This is a genomic window from Streptococcus sp. HMSC057G03, from assembly GCF_001808745.1.
GTDB classification, from domain to species: Bacteria; Bacillota; Bacilli; order Lactobacillales; family Streptococcaceae; genus Streptococcus; species Streptococcus parasanguinis_Z.
Genome location: NZ_KV794421.1, coordinates 1 through 12,878, shown reverse-complemented (window position 1 = coordinate 12,878; position 12,878 = coordinate 1). Strand labels below are relative to the sequence as shown.

Annotated in this window: 24 protein-coding genes; all 24 read left to right on the top strand. The window is 40.0% G+C overall.

What is annotated here, in order from left to right:
- Window positions 1–9 precede the first annotated feature (9 nt).
- Window positions 10–354 carry a 50S ribosomal protein L22 gene (gene rplV / locus HMPREF2686_RS03140; RefSeq protein ID WP_000818139.1) on the top strand — a complete coding sequence of 115 codons (345 nt, stop codon included), beginning with the start codon at window positions 10–12 and terminating at the stop codon, window positions 352–354.
- A gap of 12 nt (window positions 355–366) precedes the next feature.
- Complete coding sequence (rpsC, locus tag HMPREF2686_RS03135) at window positions 367–1,020, top strand: 30S ribosomal protein S3 (protein WP_003002336.1); 654 nt, start codon at window positions 367–369, stop codon at window positions 1,018–1,020.
- A gap of 3 nt (window positions 1,021–1,023) precedes the next feature.
- Window positions 1,024–1,437: a 50S ribosomal protein L16 gene (gene rplP / locus HMPREF2686_RS03130; RefSeq protein WP_000960947.1), complete on the top strand. Its 414-nt coding sequence runs from the start codon at window positions 1,024–1,026 to the stop codon at window positions 1,435–1,437.
- 9 nt (window positions 1,438–1,446) lie between these two features.
- Entirely contained in the window at window positions 1,447–1,653 is a 207-nt protein-coding gene (gene rpmC, locus HMPREF2686_RS03125) for a 50S ribosomal protein L29 (protein ID WP_045760162.1), read from the top strand.
- Window positions 1,654–1,676: 23 nt separating this feature from the next.
- Window positions 1,677–1,937 carry a 30S ribosomal protein S17 gene (gene rpsQ, locus HMPREF2686_RS03120; protein WP_000440801.1) on the top strand — a complete coding sequence of 87 codons (261 nt, stop codon included), beginning with the start codon at window positions 1,677–1,679 and terminating at the stop codon, window positions 1,935–1,937.
- A 25-nt stretch (window positions 1,938–1,962) separates the two neighbouring features.
- A complete protein-coding gene (gene rplN / locus HMPREF2686_RS03115; RefSeq protein ID WP_003002384.1) occupies window positions 1,963–2,331 on the top strand; it encodes a 50S ribosomal protein L14 in 369 nt (122 codons plus the stop codon).
- 74 nt (window positions 2,332–2,405) lie between these two features.
- A complete protein-coding gene (gene rplX / locus HMPREF2686_RS03110; RefSeq protein ID WP_003002315.1) occupies window positions 2,406–2,711 on the top strand; it encodes a 50S ribosomal protein L24 in 306 nt (101 codons plus the stop codon).
- A gap of 23 nt (window positions 2,712–2,734) precedes the next feature.
- Window positions 2,735–3,277, top strand: a complete 543-nt coding sequence (gene rplE, locus HMPREF2686_RS03105) for a 50S ribosomal protein L5 (RefSeq protein WP_003009606.1) — start codon at window positions 2,735–2,737, stop codon at window positions 3,275–3,277.
- Window positions 3,278–3,294: 17 nt separating this feature from the next.
- Entirely contained in the window at window positions 3,295–3,480 is a 186-nt protein-coding gene (locus HMPREF2686_RS03100; RefSeq protein WP_001085699.1) for a type Z 30S ribosomal protein S14, read from the top strand.
- Between the two features lie 211 nt (window positions 3,481–3,691).
- Window positions 3,692–4,090, top strand: coding sequence for a 30S ribosomal protein S8 (gene rpsH, locus HMPREF2686_RS03095; RefSeq protein ID WP_003010897.1), 399 nt, complete (start codon window positions 3,692–3,694; stop codon window positions 4,088–4,090).
- Window positions 4,091–4,284: 194 nt separating this feature from the next.
- Window positions 4,285–4,821: a 50S ribosomal protein L6 gene (gene rplF, locus HMPREF2686_RS03090; RefSeq protein WP_049492183.1), complete on the top strand. Its 537-nt coding sequence runs from the start codon at window positions 4,285–4,287 to the stop codon at window positions 4,819–4,821.
- Window positions 4,822–4,904: 83 nt separating this feature from the next.
- Window positions 4,905–5,261 carry a 50S ribosomal protein L18 gene (gene rplR / locus HMPREF2686_RS03085; protein WP_003010871.1) on the top strand — a complete coding sequence of 119 codons (357 nt, stop codon included), beginning with the start codon at window positions 4,905–4,907 and terminating at the stop codon, window positions 5,259–5,261.
- 17 nt (window positions 5,262–5,278) lie between these two features.
- Window positions 5,279–5,773, top strand: a complete 495-nt coding sequence (gene rpsE, locus HMPREF2686_RS03080) for a 30S ribosomal protein S5 (protein WP_003009617.1) — start codon at window positions 5,279–5,281, stop codon at window positions 5,771–5,773.
- Window positions 5,774–5,787: 14 nt separating this feature from the next.
- Window positions 5,788–5,970: a 50S ribosomal protein L30 gene (gene rpmD / locus HMPREF2686_RS03075; protein WP_002894509.1), complete on the top strand. Its 183-nt coding sequence runs from the start codon at window positions 5,788–5,790 to the stop codon at window positions 5,968–5,970.
- Window positions 5,971–6,115: 145 nt separating this feature from the next.
- Window positions 6,116–6,556: a 50S ribosomal protein L15 gene (gene rplO, locus HMPREF2686_RS03070; RefSeq protein WP_003002405.1), complete on the top strand. Its 441-nt coding sequence runs from the start codon at window positions 6,116–6,118 to the stop codon at window positions 6,554–6,556.
- Window positions 6,557–6,568: 12 nt separating this feature from the next.
- On the top strand, window positions 6,569–7,879 hold the full coding sequence (gene secY / locus HMPREF2686_RS03065) for a preprotein translocase subunit SecY (protein ID WP_049506858.1): 1,311 nt from the start codon (window positions 6,569–6,571) through the stop codon (window positions 7,877–7,879).
- 96 nt (window positions 7,880–7,975) lie between these two features.
- Window positions 7,976–8,614: an adenylate kinase gene (locus HMPREF2686_RS03060; RefSeq protein WP_003009627.1), complete on the top strand. Its 639-nt coding sequence runs from the start codon at window positions 7,976–7,978 to the stop codon at window positions 8,612–8,614.
- Window positions 8,615–8,730: 116 nt separating this feature from the next.
- Window positions 8,731–8,949, top strand: a complete 219-nt coding sequence (gene infA / locus HMPREF2686_RS03055; protein WP_001029883.1) for a translation initiation factor IF-1 — start codon at window positions 8,731–8,733, stop codon at window positions 8,947–8,949.
- A gap of 23 nt (window positions 8,950–8,972) precedes the next feature.
- Entirely contained in the window at window positions 8,973–9,089 is a 117-nt protein-coding gene (gene rpmJ, locus HMPREF2686_RS10125) for a 50S ribosomal protein L36 (protein WP_001808836.1), read from the top strand.
- Between the two features lie 17 nt (window positions 9,090–9,106).
- Complete coding sequence (gene rpsM / locus HMPREF2686_RS03050; protein WP_003009631.1) at window positions 9,107–9,472, top strand: 30S ribosomal protein S13; 366 nt, start codon at window positions 9,107–9,109, stop codon at window positions 9,470–9,472.
- A 23-nt stretch (window positions 9,473–9,495) separates the two neighbouring features.
- Complete coding sequence (gene rpsK, locus HMPREF2686_RS03045) at window positions 9,496–9,879, top strand: 30S ribosomal protein S11 (RefSeq protein WP_003002390.1); 384 nt, start codon at window positions 9,496–9,498, stop codon at window positions 9,877–9,879.
- Window positions 9,880–9,924: 45 nt separating this feature from the next.
- A complete protein-coding gene (locus HMPREF2686_RS03040) occupies window positions 9,925–10,863 on the top strand; it encodes a DNA-directed RNA polymerase subunit alpha (RefSeq protein WP_003009635.1) in 939 nt (312 codons plus the stop codon).
- A gap of 11 nt (window positions 10,864–10,874) precedes the next feature.
- Window positions 10,875–11,261, top strand: a complete 387-nt coding sequence (gene rplQ / locus HMPREF2686_RS03035; RefSeq protein WP_003002399.1) for a 50S ribosomal protein L17 — start codon at window positions 10,875–10,877, stop codon at window positions 11,259–11,261.
- A gap of 254 nt (window positions 11,262–11,515) precedes the next feature.
- Window positions 11,516–12,787 (top strand): glutamate-cysteine ligase family protein, encoded by a 1,272-nt coding sequence (locus tag HMPREF2686_RS03030; protein WP_049506860.1) that lies wholly within the window; start codon window positions 11,516–11,518, stop codon window positions 12,785–12,787.
- The last annotated feature ends 91 nt before the right edge of the window (window positions 12,788–12,878 follow it).

Genomic DNA, 12,878 nt, shown 5'->3' with positions numbered 1-12,878 from the left:
AGAACATAAATGGCAGAAATTACTTCAGCTAAAGCAATGGCTCGTACAGTGCGTGTTTCACCTCGTAAATCACGTCTTGTTCTTGACAACATCCGTGGTAAAAGCGTAGCCGATGCCATCGCTATTTTGACATTCACACCAAACAAAGCTGCAGGGATCATCCTTAAAGTGTTGAACTCAGCAGTAGCAAACGCTGAAAACAACTTTGGTTTGGAAAAAGCTAACTTGGTAGTATCTGAAGCATTCGCAAACGAAGGACCAACTATGAAACGTTTCCGTCCACGTGCGAAAGGTTCAGCTTCACCAATCAACAAACGTACAGCTCACATCACAGTAGCTGTTGCAGAAAAATAAGGAGGTAAACTCGTGGGTCAAAAAGTACATCCAATTGGTATGCGTGTTGGTATCATCCGTGATTGGGATGCCAAATGGTATGCTGAAAAAGAATACGCGGATTACCTTCATGAAGATCTTGCAATCCGTAAATTCATTCAAAAAGAATTGGCTGACGCAGCCGTTTCAACTATTGAAATCGAACGCGCAGTAAACAAAGTTAACGTTTCACTTCACACTGCTAAACCAGGTATGGTTATCGGTAAAGGTGGAGCAAACGTTGATGCACTTCGTGCAGCTCTTAACAAATTGACTGGTAAACAAGTACACATCAACATCATTGAGATCAAACGTCCTGACTTGGATGCTCACCTTGTTGGTGAAGGAATTGCTCGTCAATTGGAACAACGTGTTGCTTTCCGTCGTGCACAAAAACAAGCGATCCAACGTGCTATGCGTGCTGGAGCTAAAGGAATCAAAACTCAAGTATCAGGTCGTTTGAACGGTGCAGATATCGCCCGTGCAGAAGGATACTCTGAAGGAACTGTTCCACTTCACACACTTCGCGCTGATATCGATTACGCTTGGGAAGAAGCAGACACTACTTACGGTAAACTTGGTGTTAAAGTATGGATCTACCGTGGTGAAGTTCTTCCAGCTCGTAAAGACGCTAAAGGAGGTAAATAACCAATGTTAGTACCTAAACGTGTAAAACACCGTCGCGAATTCCGTGGTAAAATGCGCGGTGAAGCAAAAGGTGGAAAAGAAGTAGCATTCGGTGAATACGGTCTTCAAGCTACAACTAGCCACTGGATCACAAACCGTCAAATCGAAGCTGCTCGTATCGCCATGACTCGTTACATGAAACGTGGTGGTAAAGTTTGGATTAAGATTTTCCCACACAAATCATACACCGCTAAAGCTATCGGGGTACGTATGGGATCTGGTAAAGGGGCTCCTGAAGGTTGGGTAGCACCAGTTAAACGTGGTAAAGTGATGTTCGAAATTGCTGGTGTATCTGAAGAGATCGCACGCGAAGCGCTTCGTCTTGCTAGCCACAAATTGCCAGTTAAAACTAAATTTGTGAAACGTGAAGCAGAATAAGGAGAGGTCATGAAACTTACAGAAGTAAAAGAATTTGTTAAAGAACTTCGTGGTCTTTCTCAAGAAGAACTCGCGAAGCGTGAAAATGAATTGAAGAAAGAATTGTTTGAACTTCGTTTCCAAGCGGCTGCTGGTCAATTGGAACAAACTGGACGTTTGAAAGAAGTGAAAAAACAAATCGCTCGTATCAAAACTGTTCAATCAGAATCTAAATAATAGACTAGGGAAGGAGAATTTCAATGGAACGCAATAATCGTAAAGTTCTTGTTGGACGCGTTGTGTCTGACAAAATGGACAAAACAATCACAGTTGTAGTTGAAACTAAACGTAACCACCCAGTCTATGGTAAACGTATCAACTATTCTAAAAAATACAAAGCTCATGATGAAAACAATGTTGCTAAAGAAGGCGATATTGTTCGTATCATGGAAACTCGTCCGCTTTCAGCTACAAAACGCTTCCGTCTTGTAGAAGTCGTTGAAGAAGCGGTCATCATCTAATCAAACCTGAAAGGAGAAAACGTAAATGATTCAAACAGAAACTCGTTTGAAAGTCGCTGATAACAGTGGCGCGCGCGAAATCTTGACAATCAAAGTTCTTGGTGGTTCAAAACGTAAATTCGCGAGCATCGGTGATGTAATCGTTGCATCAGTAAAACAAGCTACTCCTGGTGGTGCGGTTAAGAAAGGTGACGTTGTAAAAGCTGTTATCGTTCGTACTAAATCAGGTGCTCGTCGTAAAGATGGTTCATACATCAAATTCGACGAAAATGCAGCAGTAATCATCCGTGACGACAAAACTCCTCGCGGAACTCGTATCTTTGGCCCAGTTGCACGTGAATTGCGTGACGGTGGTTTCATGAAGATCGTGTCACTTGCTCCAGAAGTACTTTAATCAATAAAAAAACAAACACAGTCCCCTGGCATAGCCAGGGTGCCCATCGGGCGTAAGAATAAAAGGAGAATAAAATGTTTGTAAAAAAAGGCGACAAAGTTCGCGTTATCGCTGGTAAAGACAAAGGCGTAGAAGCTGTTGTTCTTACTGCTCTTCCAAAAGTAAATAAAGTTGTTGTAGAAGGTGTAAACATCATCAAGAAACACCAACGTCCAAATAACGAAAACCCTCAAGGTGCGATCGTTGAAAAAGAAGCTCCAATCCATGCTTCTAACGTTCAAGTTTTGGACAAAAACGGTGTTGCTGGACGTGTTGGCTACAAATTTGTAGACGGCAAAAAAGTTCGCTACAACAAAAAATCAGGCGAAGTGCTTGACTAATCACGAAGGAAAGGAGAAGTATAATGGCTAATCGTTTAAAAGAAAAATACCTTAATGAAGTAGTACCATCATTGACTGAACAGTTCAACTATTCATCAGTTATGGCTGTGCCAAAAGTTGATAAAATCGTTTTGAACATGGGTGTTGGTGATGCAGTATCAAATGCTAAAAACCTTGAAAAAGCTGCTGAAGAGCTTGCTTTGATCTCAGGTCAAAAACCATTGATCACTAAGGCTAAAAAATCAATCGCCGGCTTCCGTCTTCGTGAAGGTGTTGCGATCGGTGCAAAAGTTACCCTTCGTGGTGAACGTATGTACGAATTCTTGGATAAATTGGTAACAGTTTCACTTCCACGTGTACGTGACTTCCATGGTGTTCCAACTAAATCATTTGATGGACGCGGAAACTACACACTTGGTGTGAAAGAACAATTGATCTTCCCAGAAATCAACTTTGATGATGTTGATAAAACTCGTGGTTTGGATATCGTAATCGTAACTACAGCGAACACAGACGAAGAATCACGTGCATTGCTTACTGGCCTCGGAATGCCGTTTGCAAAATAATATAGGAGGTAAAACTAATGGCTAAAAAATCTATGATTGCTAAGAACAAACGCCCAGCGAAGTTCTCTACTCAAGCATACACTCGCTGTGAACGTTGTGGACGTCCACACTCAGTTTACCGCAAGTTTAAACTTTGCCGTGTTTGCTTCCGTGAATTGGCATACAAAGGTCAAATCCCAGGTGTCACAAAAGCATCTTGGTAATTCTATGATACAAAGAGCGTAACAACCCCAGCAAAAATAGGAGATTTGGTGCAGGAGCGATGCTCCAAGACAAATCTATCTTTTTTGCCCAGGTTGTAGCTCGTGTTCAAATGAGATTATCTTGTTTGAATGTATCAAAACTTTCTGAGCCTAGCTCAATCATTAACTAGCAAGTGCAACTTGCAAACTACTAGTAAGAGGAGAAATTATAATGGTTATGACTGACCCAATCGCAGACTTCCTTACACGTATTCGTAACGCTAACCAAGCAAAACACGAAGTACTTGAAGTACCTGCATCAAACATCAAAAAAGGGATTGCTGAAATCCTTAAACGCGAAGGTTTTGTAAAAAACGTTGAATTCATCGAAGATGACAAACAAGGCATCATCCGTGTATTCTTGAAATACGGACAAAACGGTGAAAAAGTTATCACAAACTTGAAACGTGTATCTAAACCAGGTTTGCGTGTTTACAAAAAACGTGAAGATCTTCCAAAAGTTCTTAACGGACTTGGAATTGCTATCCTTTCAACTTCTGAAGGTTTGCTTACTGATAAAGAAGCACGCCAAAAGAACGTTGGTGGGGAAGTTATCGCTTACGTTTGGTAAAATCAAGATACAAAGCTCGTAAAGAACAAAACAAAATTAGGAAGTTGGAGCAGTTTGTTGACAAACAAGCCAACTTATCTATTTTGCACAGTTCTTAGAGCGTGTTCAGTTCAGCTCTTGAACTAAATAAGTATCTTAAACCCCGTGAAAACTGGCCCGCAAAGGCCTGACAATTTAACAGGAGAATAATAAACATGTCACGTATTGGTAATAAAGTTATCGTGTTGCCTGCTGGTGTTGAACTCACTAACAATGACAACGTTGTAACTGTAAAAGGACCTAAAGGAGAACTTACTCGTACGTTCTCAAAAGATATTGAAATCCGTGTGGAAGGTACTGAAGTAACACTTCACCGTCCAAACGATTCAAAAGAAATGAAAACAATCCACGGAACAACTCGTGCCCTTTTGAACAACATGGTTACTGGTGTATCAGAAGGATTCAAGAAAGAACTTGAAATGCGCGGGGTTGGATACCGTGCACAACTTCAAGGATCAAAACTTGTTTTGGCTGTTGGTAAATCACACCCAGACGAAGTTGAAGCTCCAGAAGGAATTACTTTTGAACTTCCAAACCCAACAACAATCGTTGTTAGCGGAATTTCAAAAGAAGTAGTTGGTCAAACAGCTGCTTATGTACGTAGCCTTCGTTCACCTGAACCATACAAAGGTAAAGGGATCCGTTATGTTGGTGAATACGTTCGCCGCAAAGAAGGTAAAACAGGTAAATAATGTAGTTTGGTTGTTTTTCAACCAACCTTCATCTTACCAACTCAGTGCTTAGCACATGATTTTAAAATTAAGAGGTGAAAATTGTGATTTCGAAACCAGATAAAAACAAAATCCGTCAAAAACGCCACCGTCGCGTTCGCGGAAAACTCTCTGGAACTGCTGATCGCCCACGTTTGAACGTATTCCGTTCTAATACAGGCATCTACGCTCAAGTAATTGATGACGTAGCGGGTGTAACGCTCGCAAGCGCTTCAACTCTTGACAAAGAAGTTTCAAAAGGAACTAAAACTGAACAAGCCGTTGTTGTCGGCAAACTTGTTGCTGAACGTGCAGTTGCTAAAGGTATTTCTGAAGTGGTGTTCGACCGCGGTGGATATCTATATCACGGACGTGTTAAAGCTTTGGCTGATGCAGCTCGTGAAAACGGATTGAAATTCTAATAGGAGGACACTAGAAAATGGCATTTAAAGATAATGCAGTTGAACTTGAAGAACGCGTAGTTGCCATCAACCGTGTTACAAAAGTTGTTAAAGGTGGACGTCGTCTTCGTTTTGCAGCTCTTGTAGTTGTTGGTGACCGTAATGGCCGTGTTGGATTTGGTACTGGTAAAGCTCAAGAAGTTCCAGAAGCAATCCGTAAGGCTGTTGAAGATGCTAAGAAAAACTTGATCGAAGTTCCTATGGTTGGAACAACAATTCCACACGAAGTAACATCAGTATTTGGTGGAGCTCGTGTATTGTTGAAACCAGCTATCGAAGGGGCTGGGGTTGCTGCAGGTGGTGCAGTTCGTGCCGTTGTCGAATTGGCAGGTATTGCAGATGTTACATCTAAATCACTTGGATCAAACACTCCAATCAACATCGTTCGTGCAACTGTTAACGGTTTGGCACAATTGAAACGCGCTGATGAAGTTGCTGCCCTTCGTGGTATTTCAGTTTCTGACTTGGCTTAAGAAAGGAGATTCAAATGGCTCAAATTAAAATTACTTTGACTAAGTCTCCAATCGGACGCATCCCGTCACAACGTAAAACTGTTGTAGCACTTGGACTTGGCAAATTGAACAGCTCTGTTATCAAAGAAGATAACCCAGCAGTACGTGGTATGATCACTGCTGTATCTCACTTGGTAACAGTTGAAGAAGTAAAATAATCTATTTAAAATAGAAACAAAGTTTTCAGGGGTATGAGAGGTTCTCATCCCCTAAAACTAAATATAAGTATAGGCGAGTTTGTAGTTAGGACACCTTTTCCTGATTACATGCGTTAGCAATTTACAAAAGAGGAGAAAATAAATAATGAAACTTCATGAATTACAACCTGCTACAGGTTCACGTAAAGTCCGCAACCGTGTTGGTCGTGGTACTTCATCTGGTAATGGTAAAACTTCTGGCCGTGGTCAAAAAGGTCAAAAAGCTCGTAGCGGTGGCGGTGTACGTCTTGGTTTTGAAGGTGGACAAACTCCATTGTTCCGTCGTCTTCCAAAACGTGGATTTACAAACATCAACGCTAAAGAATATGCTATTGTGAACCTTGATCAATTGAACGCCTTTGAAGATGGTGCTGAAGTAACTCCAGTAGTACTTGTAGAATCAGGAATTGTAAAAGCTGAAAAATCAGGTATCAAAATTCTTGGTAACGGAGAATTGACTAAGAAGTTGACTGTTAAAGCAGCTAAATTCTCTAAATCAGCTGAAGAAGCTATCACTGCTAAAGGTGGTTCAGTTGAAGTCATCTAAGTGAGGTGACCTATGTTTTTTAAATTATTAAAAGATGCATTTAAGGTAAAACAAGTTCGGTCGAAGATTTTGTTTACGATCTTCATCATTCTTGTTTTCCGCATTGGAACCACGATTACAGTACCTGGTGTAAATGCGAAAATTCTGAACAACCTTCAAGATGTGTCCTTCTTGAACATGCTCAGTTTAGTATCTGGGAATGCTATGAGGAACTTCTCAGTTTTCGCATTAGGGGTTAGCCCATACATCACAGCTTCGATCGTCGTGCAACTTTTGCAAATGGATCTGTTACCTAAGTTTGTTGAATGGGGCAAACAAGGAGAAGTTGGTCGAAGAAAGCTCAACCAAGCAACACGCTATATTTCTTTGGTTCTAGCTTTTGTTCAATCCATTGGGATTACAGCGACCTTCCACACCTTGTCTCAGGCAAAATTAGTTGCAACTCCTAATACCAAGACCTATTTGTTAATCGGTGCAATTCTGACGACCGGTTCCATGATTGTGACTTGGCTTGGAGAACAAATCACAGATAAAGGATACGGAAATGGTGTTTCAATGATTATCTTTGCGGGAATTGTGTCATCAATTCCTGAGATGATTAAAGAAATCTATGAAAATGCATTTGTGAACGTACGTTCTGGTCAAATGACTAATTCCCTTATTTTTGTTGGGGTATTAATCCTTGCTGTCTTGGTTATTGTTTACTTTACAACCTTTGTAGAGCAAGCACAATACAAGATTCCAATCCAATATACTAAGATTGCTCAAGGAGCTCCATCAAGTTCTTACCTTCCTTTAAAAGTGAACCCAGCAGGAGTTATTCCTGTCATCTTCGCTAGTTCGATTACAGCAGCACCTGCTGCCATTTTCCAAGTAATTAGCGCTATGGGTTACAATGCAGGATGGGTGAAAACAGCCCAAGCCATGTTGGCTACGAACACACCAACTGGTGTCGTTATGTATGCCTTGTTGATCATTCTCTTCACGTTCTTCTACACGTTTGTTCAGATCAATCCTGAAAAAACAGCAGAAAACCTTCAAAAGAGTGGTGCCTATATCCCAGGCGTTCGCCCTGGTAAGGGAACAGAAGAGTTTATGTCTCGTTTGCTACGTCGTTTAGCAAGCGTCGGATCAGTATTCCTTGGCTTTATTACCATCATTCCAATCTTAGCCCGAGATTTATTTGGTTTGACAGATGCAGTTGCTCTTGGAGGAACTAGTTTGTTAATCATTATTTCAACAGGTATTGAAGGAATGAAACAATTAGAAGGCTACTTATTAAAACGTAAGTATGTCGGATTTATGGACACAACAACAGAATAGAATAAGGTTGACTTTGTCAGCCTTCTATTTTGTTTTTAAATGGAAATAGGAATTCGCTCCTGCTTCCATTTAAAAACAAAATAAGGAGGATTCATCATGAATCTTTTAATTATGGGGTTGCCTGGAGCAGGTAAAGGAACTCAAGCGGCGAAAATCGTTGAAGAGTTTCACGTGGCGCACATCTCAACTGGAGATATGTTCCGCGCAGCGATGGCTAACCAAACTGAAATGGGTGTATTGGCAAAATCATTCATCGACAAAGGTGAATTGGTGCCAGATGATGTGACAAACGGGATTGTAAAAGAACGTTTGGCTCAAGACGACATTAAGGAAAAAGGATTCCTTTTGGATGGTTTTCCTCGCACGATCGAACAAGCTCATGCCTTGGATCAAATCTTGGTTGATCTTGGTTTGGAGCTTGAAGGAGTGATCAATATTGAAGTGGATCCATCCTGCCTCCTCGAGCGCTTAAGTGGTCGTATCATCCATCGTGAAACAGGTGAAACCTTCCATAAAGTATTTAACCCACCAGCTGACTACAAGGAAGAAGACTATTACCAACGTGAAGATGACAAACCAGAAACAGTGAAACGCCGTTTGGATGTAAATATTGCTCAAGGTGAGCCAATTCTTGCTCATTACCGTGCAAAAGGATTGGTCCATGATATTGAAGGAAATCAAGACATCAACGACGTCTTCAAAGATATCCAAAAAGTCTTGGAGAATTTGAAATAAAAACGTTTTAGTCACTTGCAATATTGGACAACTAGTGTTACAATTAGTTAGTCTGACTTATAATTGTTACCTCTGTGTTCAGAGGAATGAATCGAAATTTATGGAGGTACTTTTGCGTGGCAAAAGACGATGTGATTGAAGTAGAAGGCAAAGTAGTCGATACAATGCCGAATGCTATGTTTACGGTTGAACTTGAAAATGGACATCAGATTTTAGCAACAGTTTCTGGTAAAATTCGTAAAAACTATATTCGTATTTTAGCGGGAGATCGTGTTACAGTGGAGATGAGTCCGTACGATTTGACACGTGGACGTATCACATACCGCTTTAAATAATCGAAAAACTTGGAGGGATAAAAATGAAAGTAAGACCATCGGTCAAACCAATTTGCGAATACTGTAAAGTAATTCGTCGTAATGGTCGTGTTATGGTAATTTGCCCAGCAAATCCAAAACACAAACAACGTCAAGGATAAGATAGAAAGGAGAAAACATGGCTCGTATTGCTGGAGTTGACATTCCAAATGACAAACGTGTAGTAATTTCATTGACTTATGTGTACGGTATCGGACTTCCAACATCTAAGAAGATCCTTGCTGCTGCAGGCGTTTCTGAAGATATTCGTGTTCGCGATCTTACACCAGATCAAGAAGATGCTATCCGTCGTGAAGTTGACGCAATCAAAGTTGAAGGTGACCTTCGTCGTGAAGTAAACTTGAACATCAAACGCTTGATGGAAATCGGTTCATACCGTGGTATCCGTCACCGTCGTGGACTTCCAGTTCGTGGACAAAACACTAAAAACAATGCTCGCACTCGTAAAGGTAAAGCTGTTGCGATTGCAGGTAAGAAAAAATAAAATAAAATAAGGAGGTAAAAATCTTGGCTAAACCAACACGTAAACGTCGTGTGAAAAAGAATATCGAATCTGGTATTGCTCATATTCACGCTACATTTAACAACACAATTGTTATGATTACTGATGTGCATGGTAACGCAATCGCTTGGTCATCTGCAGGTGCACTTGGATTTAAAGGTTCTCGTAAATCTACACCATTTGCTGCTCAAATGGCATCAGAAGCTGCTGCAAAAGCTGCTCAAGAACACGGACTTAAATCTGTTGAAGTAACTGTTAAAGGTCCTGGTTCAGGTCGTGAGTCTGCTATTCGTGCACTTGCTGCTGCTGGTCTTGAAGTAACTGCAATCCGCGATGTAACTCCTGTACCACACAATGGTGCTCGTCCTCCAAAACGTCGCCGTGTATAATCATCAACAATTACACAGCTTTTCGTTTAAGAGGGAGTATAGCAAATGATTGAGTTTGAAAAACCAAATATAACAAAAATTGATGAAAACAAAGATTATGGCGTGTTTGTCGTAGAACCACTTGAACGTGGCTATGGTACAACACTTGGAAACTCACTTCGTCGTGTACTTCTGGCTTCACTTCCAGGTGCAGCTGTCACTTCAATCAACATTGAAGGTGTACTCCACGAATTTGATACCGTTCCAGGAGTCCGTGAAGACGTTATGCAAATTATTCTTAACGTTAAAGGAATCGCCGTTAAATCTTACGTCCAAGACGAAAAGATTATTGAACTTGATGTAGAAGGACCTGCAGAAGTAACTGCTGGAGATATTCTTACTGATAGTGACATCGAAATTGTAAACCCTGATCATTATCTATTTACAATCGGAGAAGGAGCATCTTTGAAAGCAACGCTTACTGTAAACAGTGGACGTGGCTATGTTCCAGCTGATCAAAACAAAAAAGATGATGCACCAGTGGGAACACTTGCTGTAGATTCAATCTATACGCCAGTGACTAAAGTCAATTACCAAGTTGAACCAGCACGCGTTGGTAGCAACGATGGCTTTGACAAGCTAACCCTTGAAATTTTGACAAATGGGACAATCATTCCAGAAGATGCCTTAGGTTTGTCTGCTCGTATTTTGACAGAACACCTAAATCTATTCACAAACTTAACTGAAATTGCTATTGCAACAGATGTTATGAAGGAAGTAGATACAACTTCTGATGATCGCATTTTAGAACGTACGATCGAAGAATTAGATCTTTCAGTTCGTTCATATAACTGTTTGAAACGTGCTGGCATTAATACTGTTTACGATTTGACTGAAAAATCAGAAGCAGAAATGATGAAAGTTCGTAACTTGGGACGTAAGAGTCTTGAAGAAGTTAAAATCAAACTTGCCGACTTAGGCCTTGGGTTAAAAAACGATAAATAAAGGAGGAATACATGGCTTACCGTAAACTAGGACGCACTAGCTCACAACGTAAAGCGATGCTTCGCGATTTGACTACAGATCTTATCATCAATGAAGCAATTGTAACAACTGAAGCACGTGCGAAAGAAATCCGTAAATCAGTTGAAAAAATGATTACTTTGGGTAAACGTGGTGATTTGCATGCACGTCGTCAAGCTGCTGCATTCGTACGTAACGAAGTTGCATCACAAAACTTTGATGAAGAAACAGGTAAATACTCAGAAACAACTGCACTTCAAAAATTGTTCTCTGAATTAGCACCTCGTTATGCTGAGCGCAATGGTGGATATACTCGTATCCTTAAAACTGAACCACGTCGTGGTGATGCTGCGCCAATGGCTATCATCGAATTGGTATAATATCATCAATTTTGTTGAGTGTTATGATGATGGAATACACTGTTATTCTTAGTCTAGCTCTGGTCTACCGCTGGGGATTTTCCCCAGCGGGAACACTCATCATATTGAATGAATGGTAGACGCTTGTTTACGAAATTGCTTTAACTTAAAACAATTTCGTAAGCAGGCGTTTTGTCTTGCTTTTCATGAGTAGTCTCGAATAGCAAAAAATGATATAATGGAACCCATATCTCCAATAGAAGAAAAAGGATTCAATGACAAAACAACAAGCAATTAAATTACTAAAAGAGAAGTACCTCAGTAATATGAAAGAGGATTCAGAACTCTTTGTCGGGGTTGAATTAGAATTTCCGATTGTAGAAATACATGGAAATAAAACCAATATAGAGGTGACGAAAAATCTTTTTCGAACCTTAGCGAACTTATTAGATTTTGAAGTCGAAAAAATGGATGACGATCAAAATCCAATTCAATTGGTTCACCGCTCTTCCAAAGATCGTATTCTATTCGAGCTAAGTTACAATACGATTGAATTTGCATTTGAAAAGGCTCATTCTATAGATGAGGTGGCAGAACGCTTTGAAGCCTATTTAAAGATCATTCAACCGATTTTGCAAGAAGACCACCACGAAATTCAAGGGCATGGGATCCATCCACAGTGGCAAGAAAATGATAATAGCCCAGTAAAAATTGAACGATACAAGATGTTAATGGCTTTCCTAGCAATGAATGGCACAGGGATGAAAACACACCCCTATCCTTCATACGGAGCTTTTATATGCGGGAACCAACTTCAATTGGATGTACGACGTGATAACTATATACGAGTCATTAATGCATTTAATAAAATTGAAGCAGCCAAAGCATACTTATTCTCAAACTCAGAATTTTCAGCAGAGGCTTGGGATACAAAGATTACGAGAGATATTTTTTGGGAAGAATCCTTACATGGTTATTATAAGGAGAATGTAGGTATTTATCCTAAGGACTACCAAAGCGAAGAAGAGTTTTTTAATAATCTTGCTAGCACAGCTATTTTTACTGCAACTAGAGAAGATCAATCTTATTATTTTAAACCCATTCGAGTAAAAGACTATCTAGATCAAAAAGAAATCATAGCCTATACAGCTGATGGTAATGAAAAAATCATTAGTCCTGTAAAAGAAGACTTAAAACAGCATCGAAGTTACCAATTTCAGGATTTAACTGCCCGTGGGACAGTAGAATTTAGAAGTGTTTGTACTCAACCATTAGAAACAACCTTTGCCCCGATAGCCTTTGAACTTGGCCTATTTCTACAGTTAGAAAACTTGGAAAACTATTTAGAACATTGTTCATTTCTCAAAAATGAAAAACAGGACTATAGAAAACTTAGAAAGAAATATTCAAAGAAAATTCTAAGCGAAAAGGAAGAAGAAACTATCCAATCCTTTTCAAAAGATCTGATAGACATGGCCAGAGCAGGTTTGATCAAAAGAGGCTACGGGGAAGAAACATTTCTAATTATCAACAAAGAACTGAATTGATAGAAAAGCCTGTATTACAGGCTTTTCCTCATACCTTCAAGAAAACTTTCAAAAAAATAAAATTTTTTGAGAAAAAGTGTTGACAGTAAGA

Coding starts and splice junctions, on each gene's coding strand:
- rplP (WP_000960947.1), top strand. CDS start 1,024: ATGTTAGTACCTAAACGTGTAAAACACCGTCGCGAATTCCGTGGTAAA.
- HMPREF2686_RS03100 (WP_001085699.1), top strand. CDS start 3,295: ATGGCTAAAAAATCTATGATTGCTAAGAACAAACGCCCAGCGAAGTTC.
- rpsH (WP_003010897.1), top strand. CDS start 3,692: ATGGTTATGACTGACCCAATCGCAGACTTCCTTACACGTATTCGTAAC.
- HMPREF2686_RS03060 (WP_003009627.1), top strand. CDS start 7,976: ATGAATCTTTTAATTATGGGGTTGCCTGGAGCAGGTAAAGGAACTCAA.
- rplV (WP_000818139.1), top strand. CDS start 10: ATGGCAGAAATTACTTCAGCTAAAGCAATGGCTCGTACAGTGCGTGTT.
- rplE (WP_003009606.1), top strand. CDS start 2,735: ATGGCTAATCGTTTAAAAGAAAAATACCTTAATGAAGTAGTACCATCA.
- rpmD (WP_002894509.1), top strand. CDS start 5,788: ATGGCTCAAATTAAAATTACTTTGACTAAGTCTCCAATCGGACGCATC.
- rplN (WP_003002384.1), top strand. CDS start 1,963: ATGATTCAAACAGAAACTCGTTTGAAAGTCGCTGATAACAGTGGCGCG.
- secY (WP_049506858.1), top strand. CDS start 6,569: ATGTTTTTTAAATTATTAAAAGATGCATTTAAGGTAAAACAAGTTCGG.
- rpmJ (WP_001808836.1), top strand. CDS start 8,973: ATGAAAGTAAGACCATCGGTCAAACCAATTTGCGAATACTGTAAAGTA.
- rpsM (WP_003009631.1), top strand. CDS start 9,107: ATGGCTCGTATTGCTGGAGTTGACATTCCAAATGACAAACGTGTAGTA.
- rplQ (WP_003002399.1), top strand. CDS start 10,875: ATGGCTTACCGTAAACTAGGACGCACTAGCTCACAACGTAAAGCGATG.
- rpsQ (WP_000440801.1), top strand. CDS start 1,677: ATGGAACGCAATAATCGTAAAGTTCTTGTTGGACGCGTTGTGTCTGAC.
- rplF (WP_049492183.1), top strand. CDS start 4,285: ATGTCACGTATTGGTAATAAAGTTATCGTGTTGCCTGCTGGTGTTGAA.
- rpsE (WP_003009617.1), top strand. CDS start 5,279: ATGGCATTTAAAGATAATGCAGTTGAACTTGAAGAACGCGTAGTTGCC.
- HMPREF2686_RS03040 (WP_003009635.1), top strand. CDS start 9,925: ATGATTGAGTTTGAAAAACCAAATATAACAAAAATTGATGAAAACAAA.
- rplO (WP_003002405.1), top strand. CDS start 6,116: ATGAAACTTCATGAATTACAACCTGCTACAGGTTCACGTAAAGTCCGC.
- HMPREF2686_RS03030 (WP_049506860.1), top strand. CDS start 11,516: ATGACAAAACAACAAGCAATTAAATTACTAAAAGAGAAGTACCTCAGT.
- rpmC (WP_045760162.1), top strand. CDS start 1,447: ATGAAACTTACAGAAGTAAAAGAATTTGTTAAAGAACTTCGTGGTCTT.
- rplX (WP_003002315.1), top strand. CDS start 2,406: ATGTTTGTAAAAAAAGGCGACAAAGTTCGCGTTATCGCTGGTAAAGAC.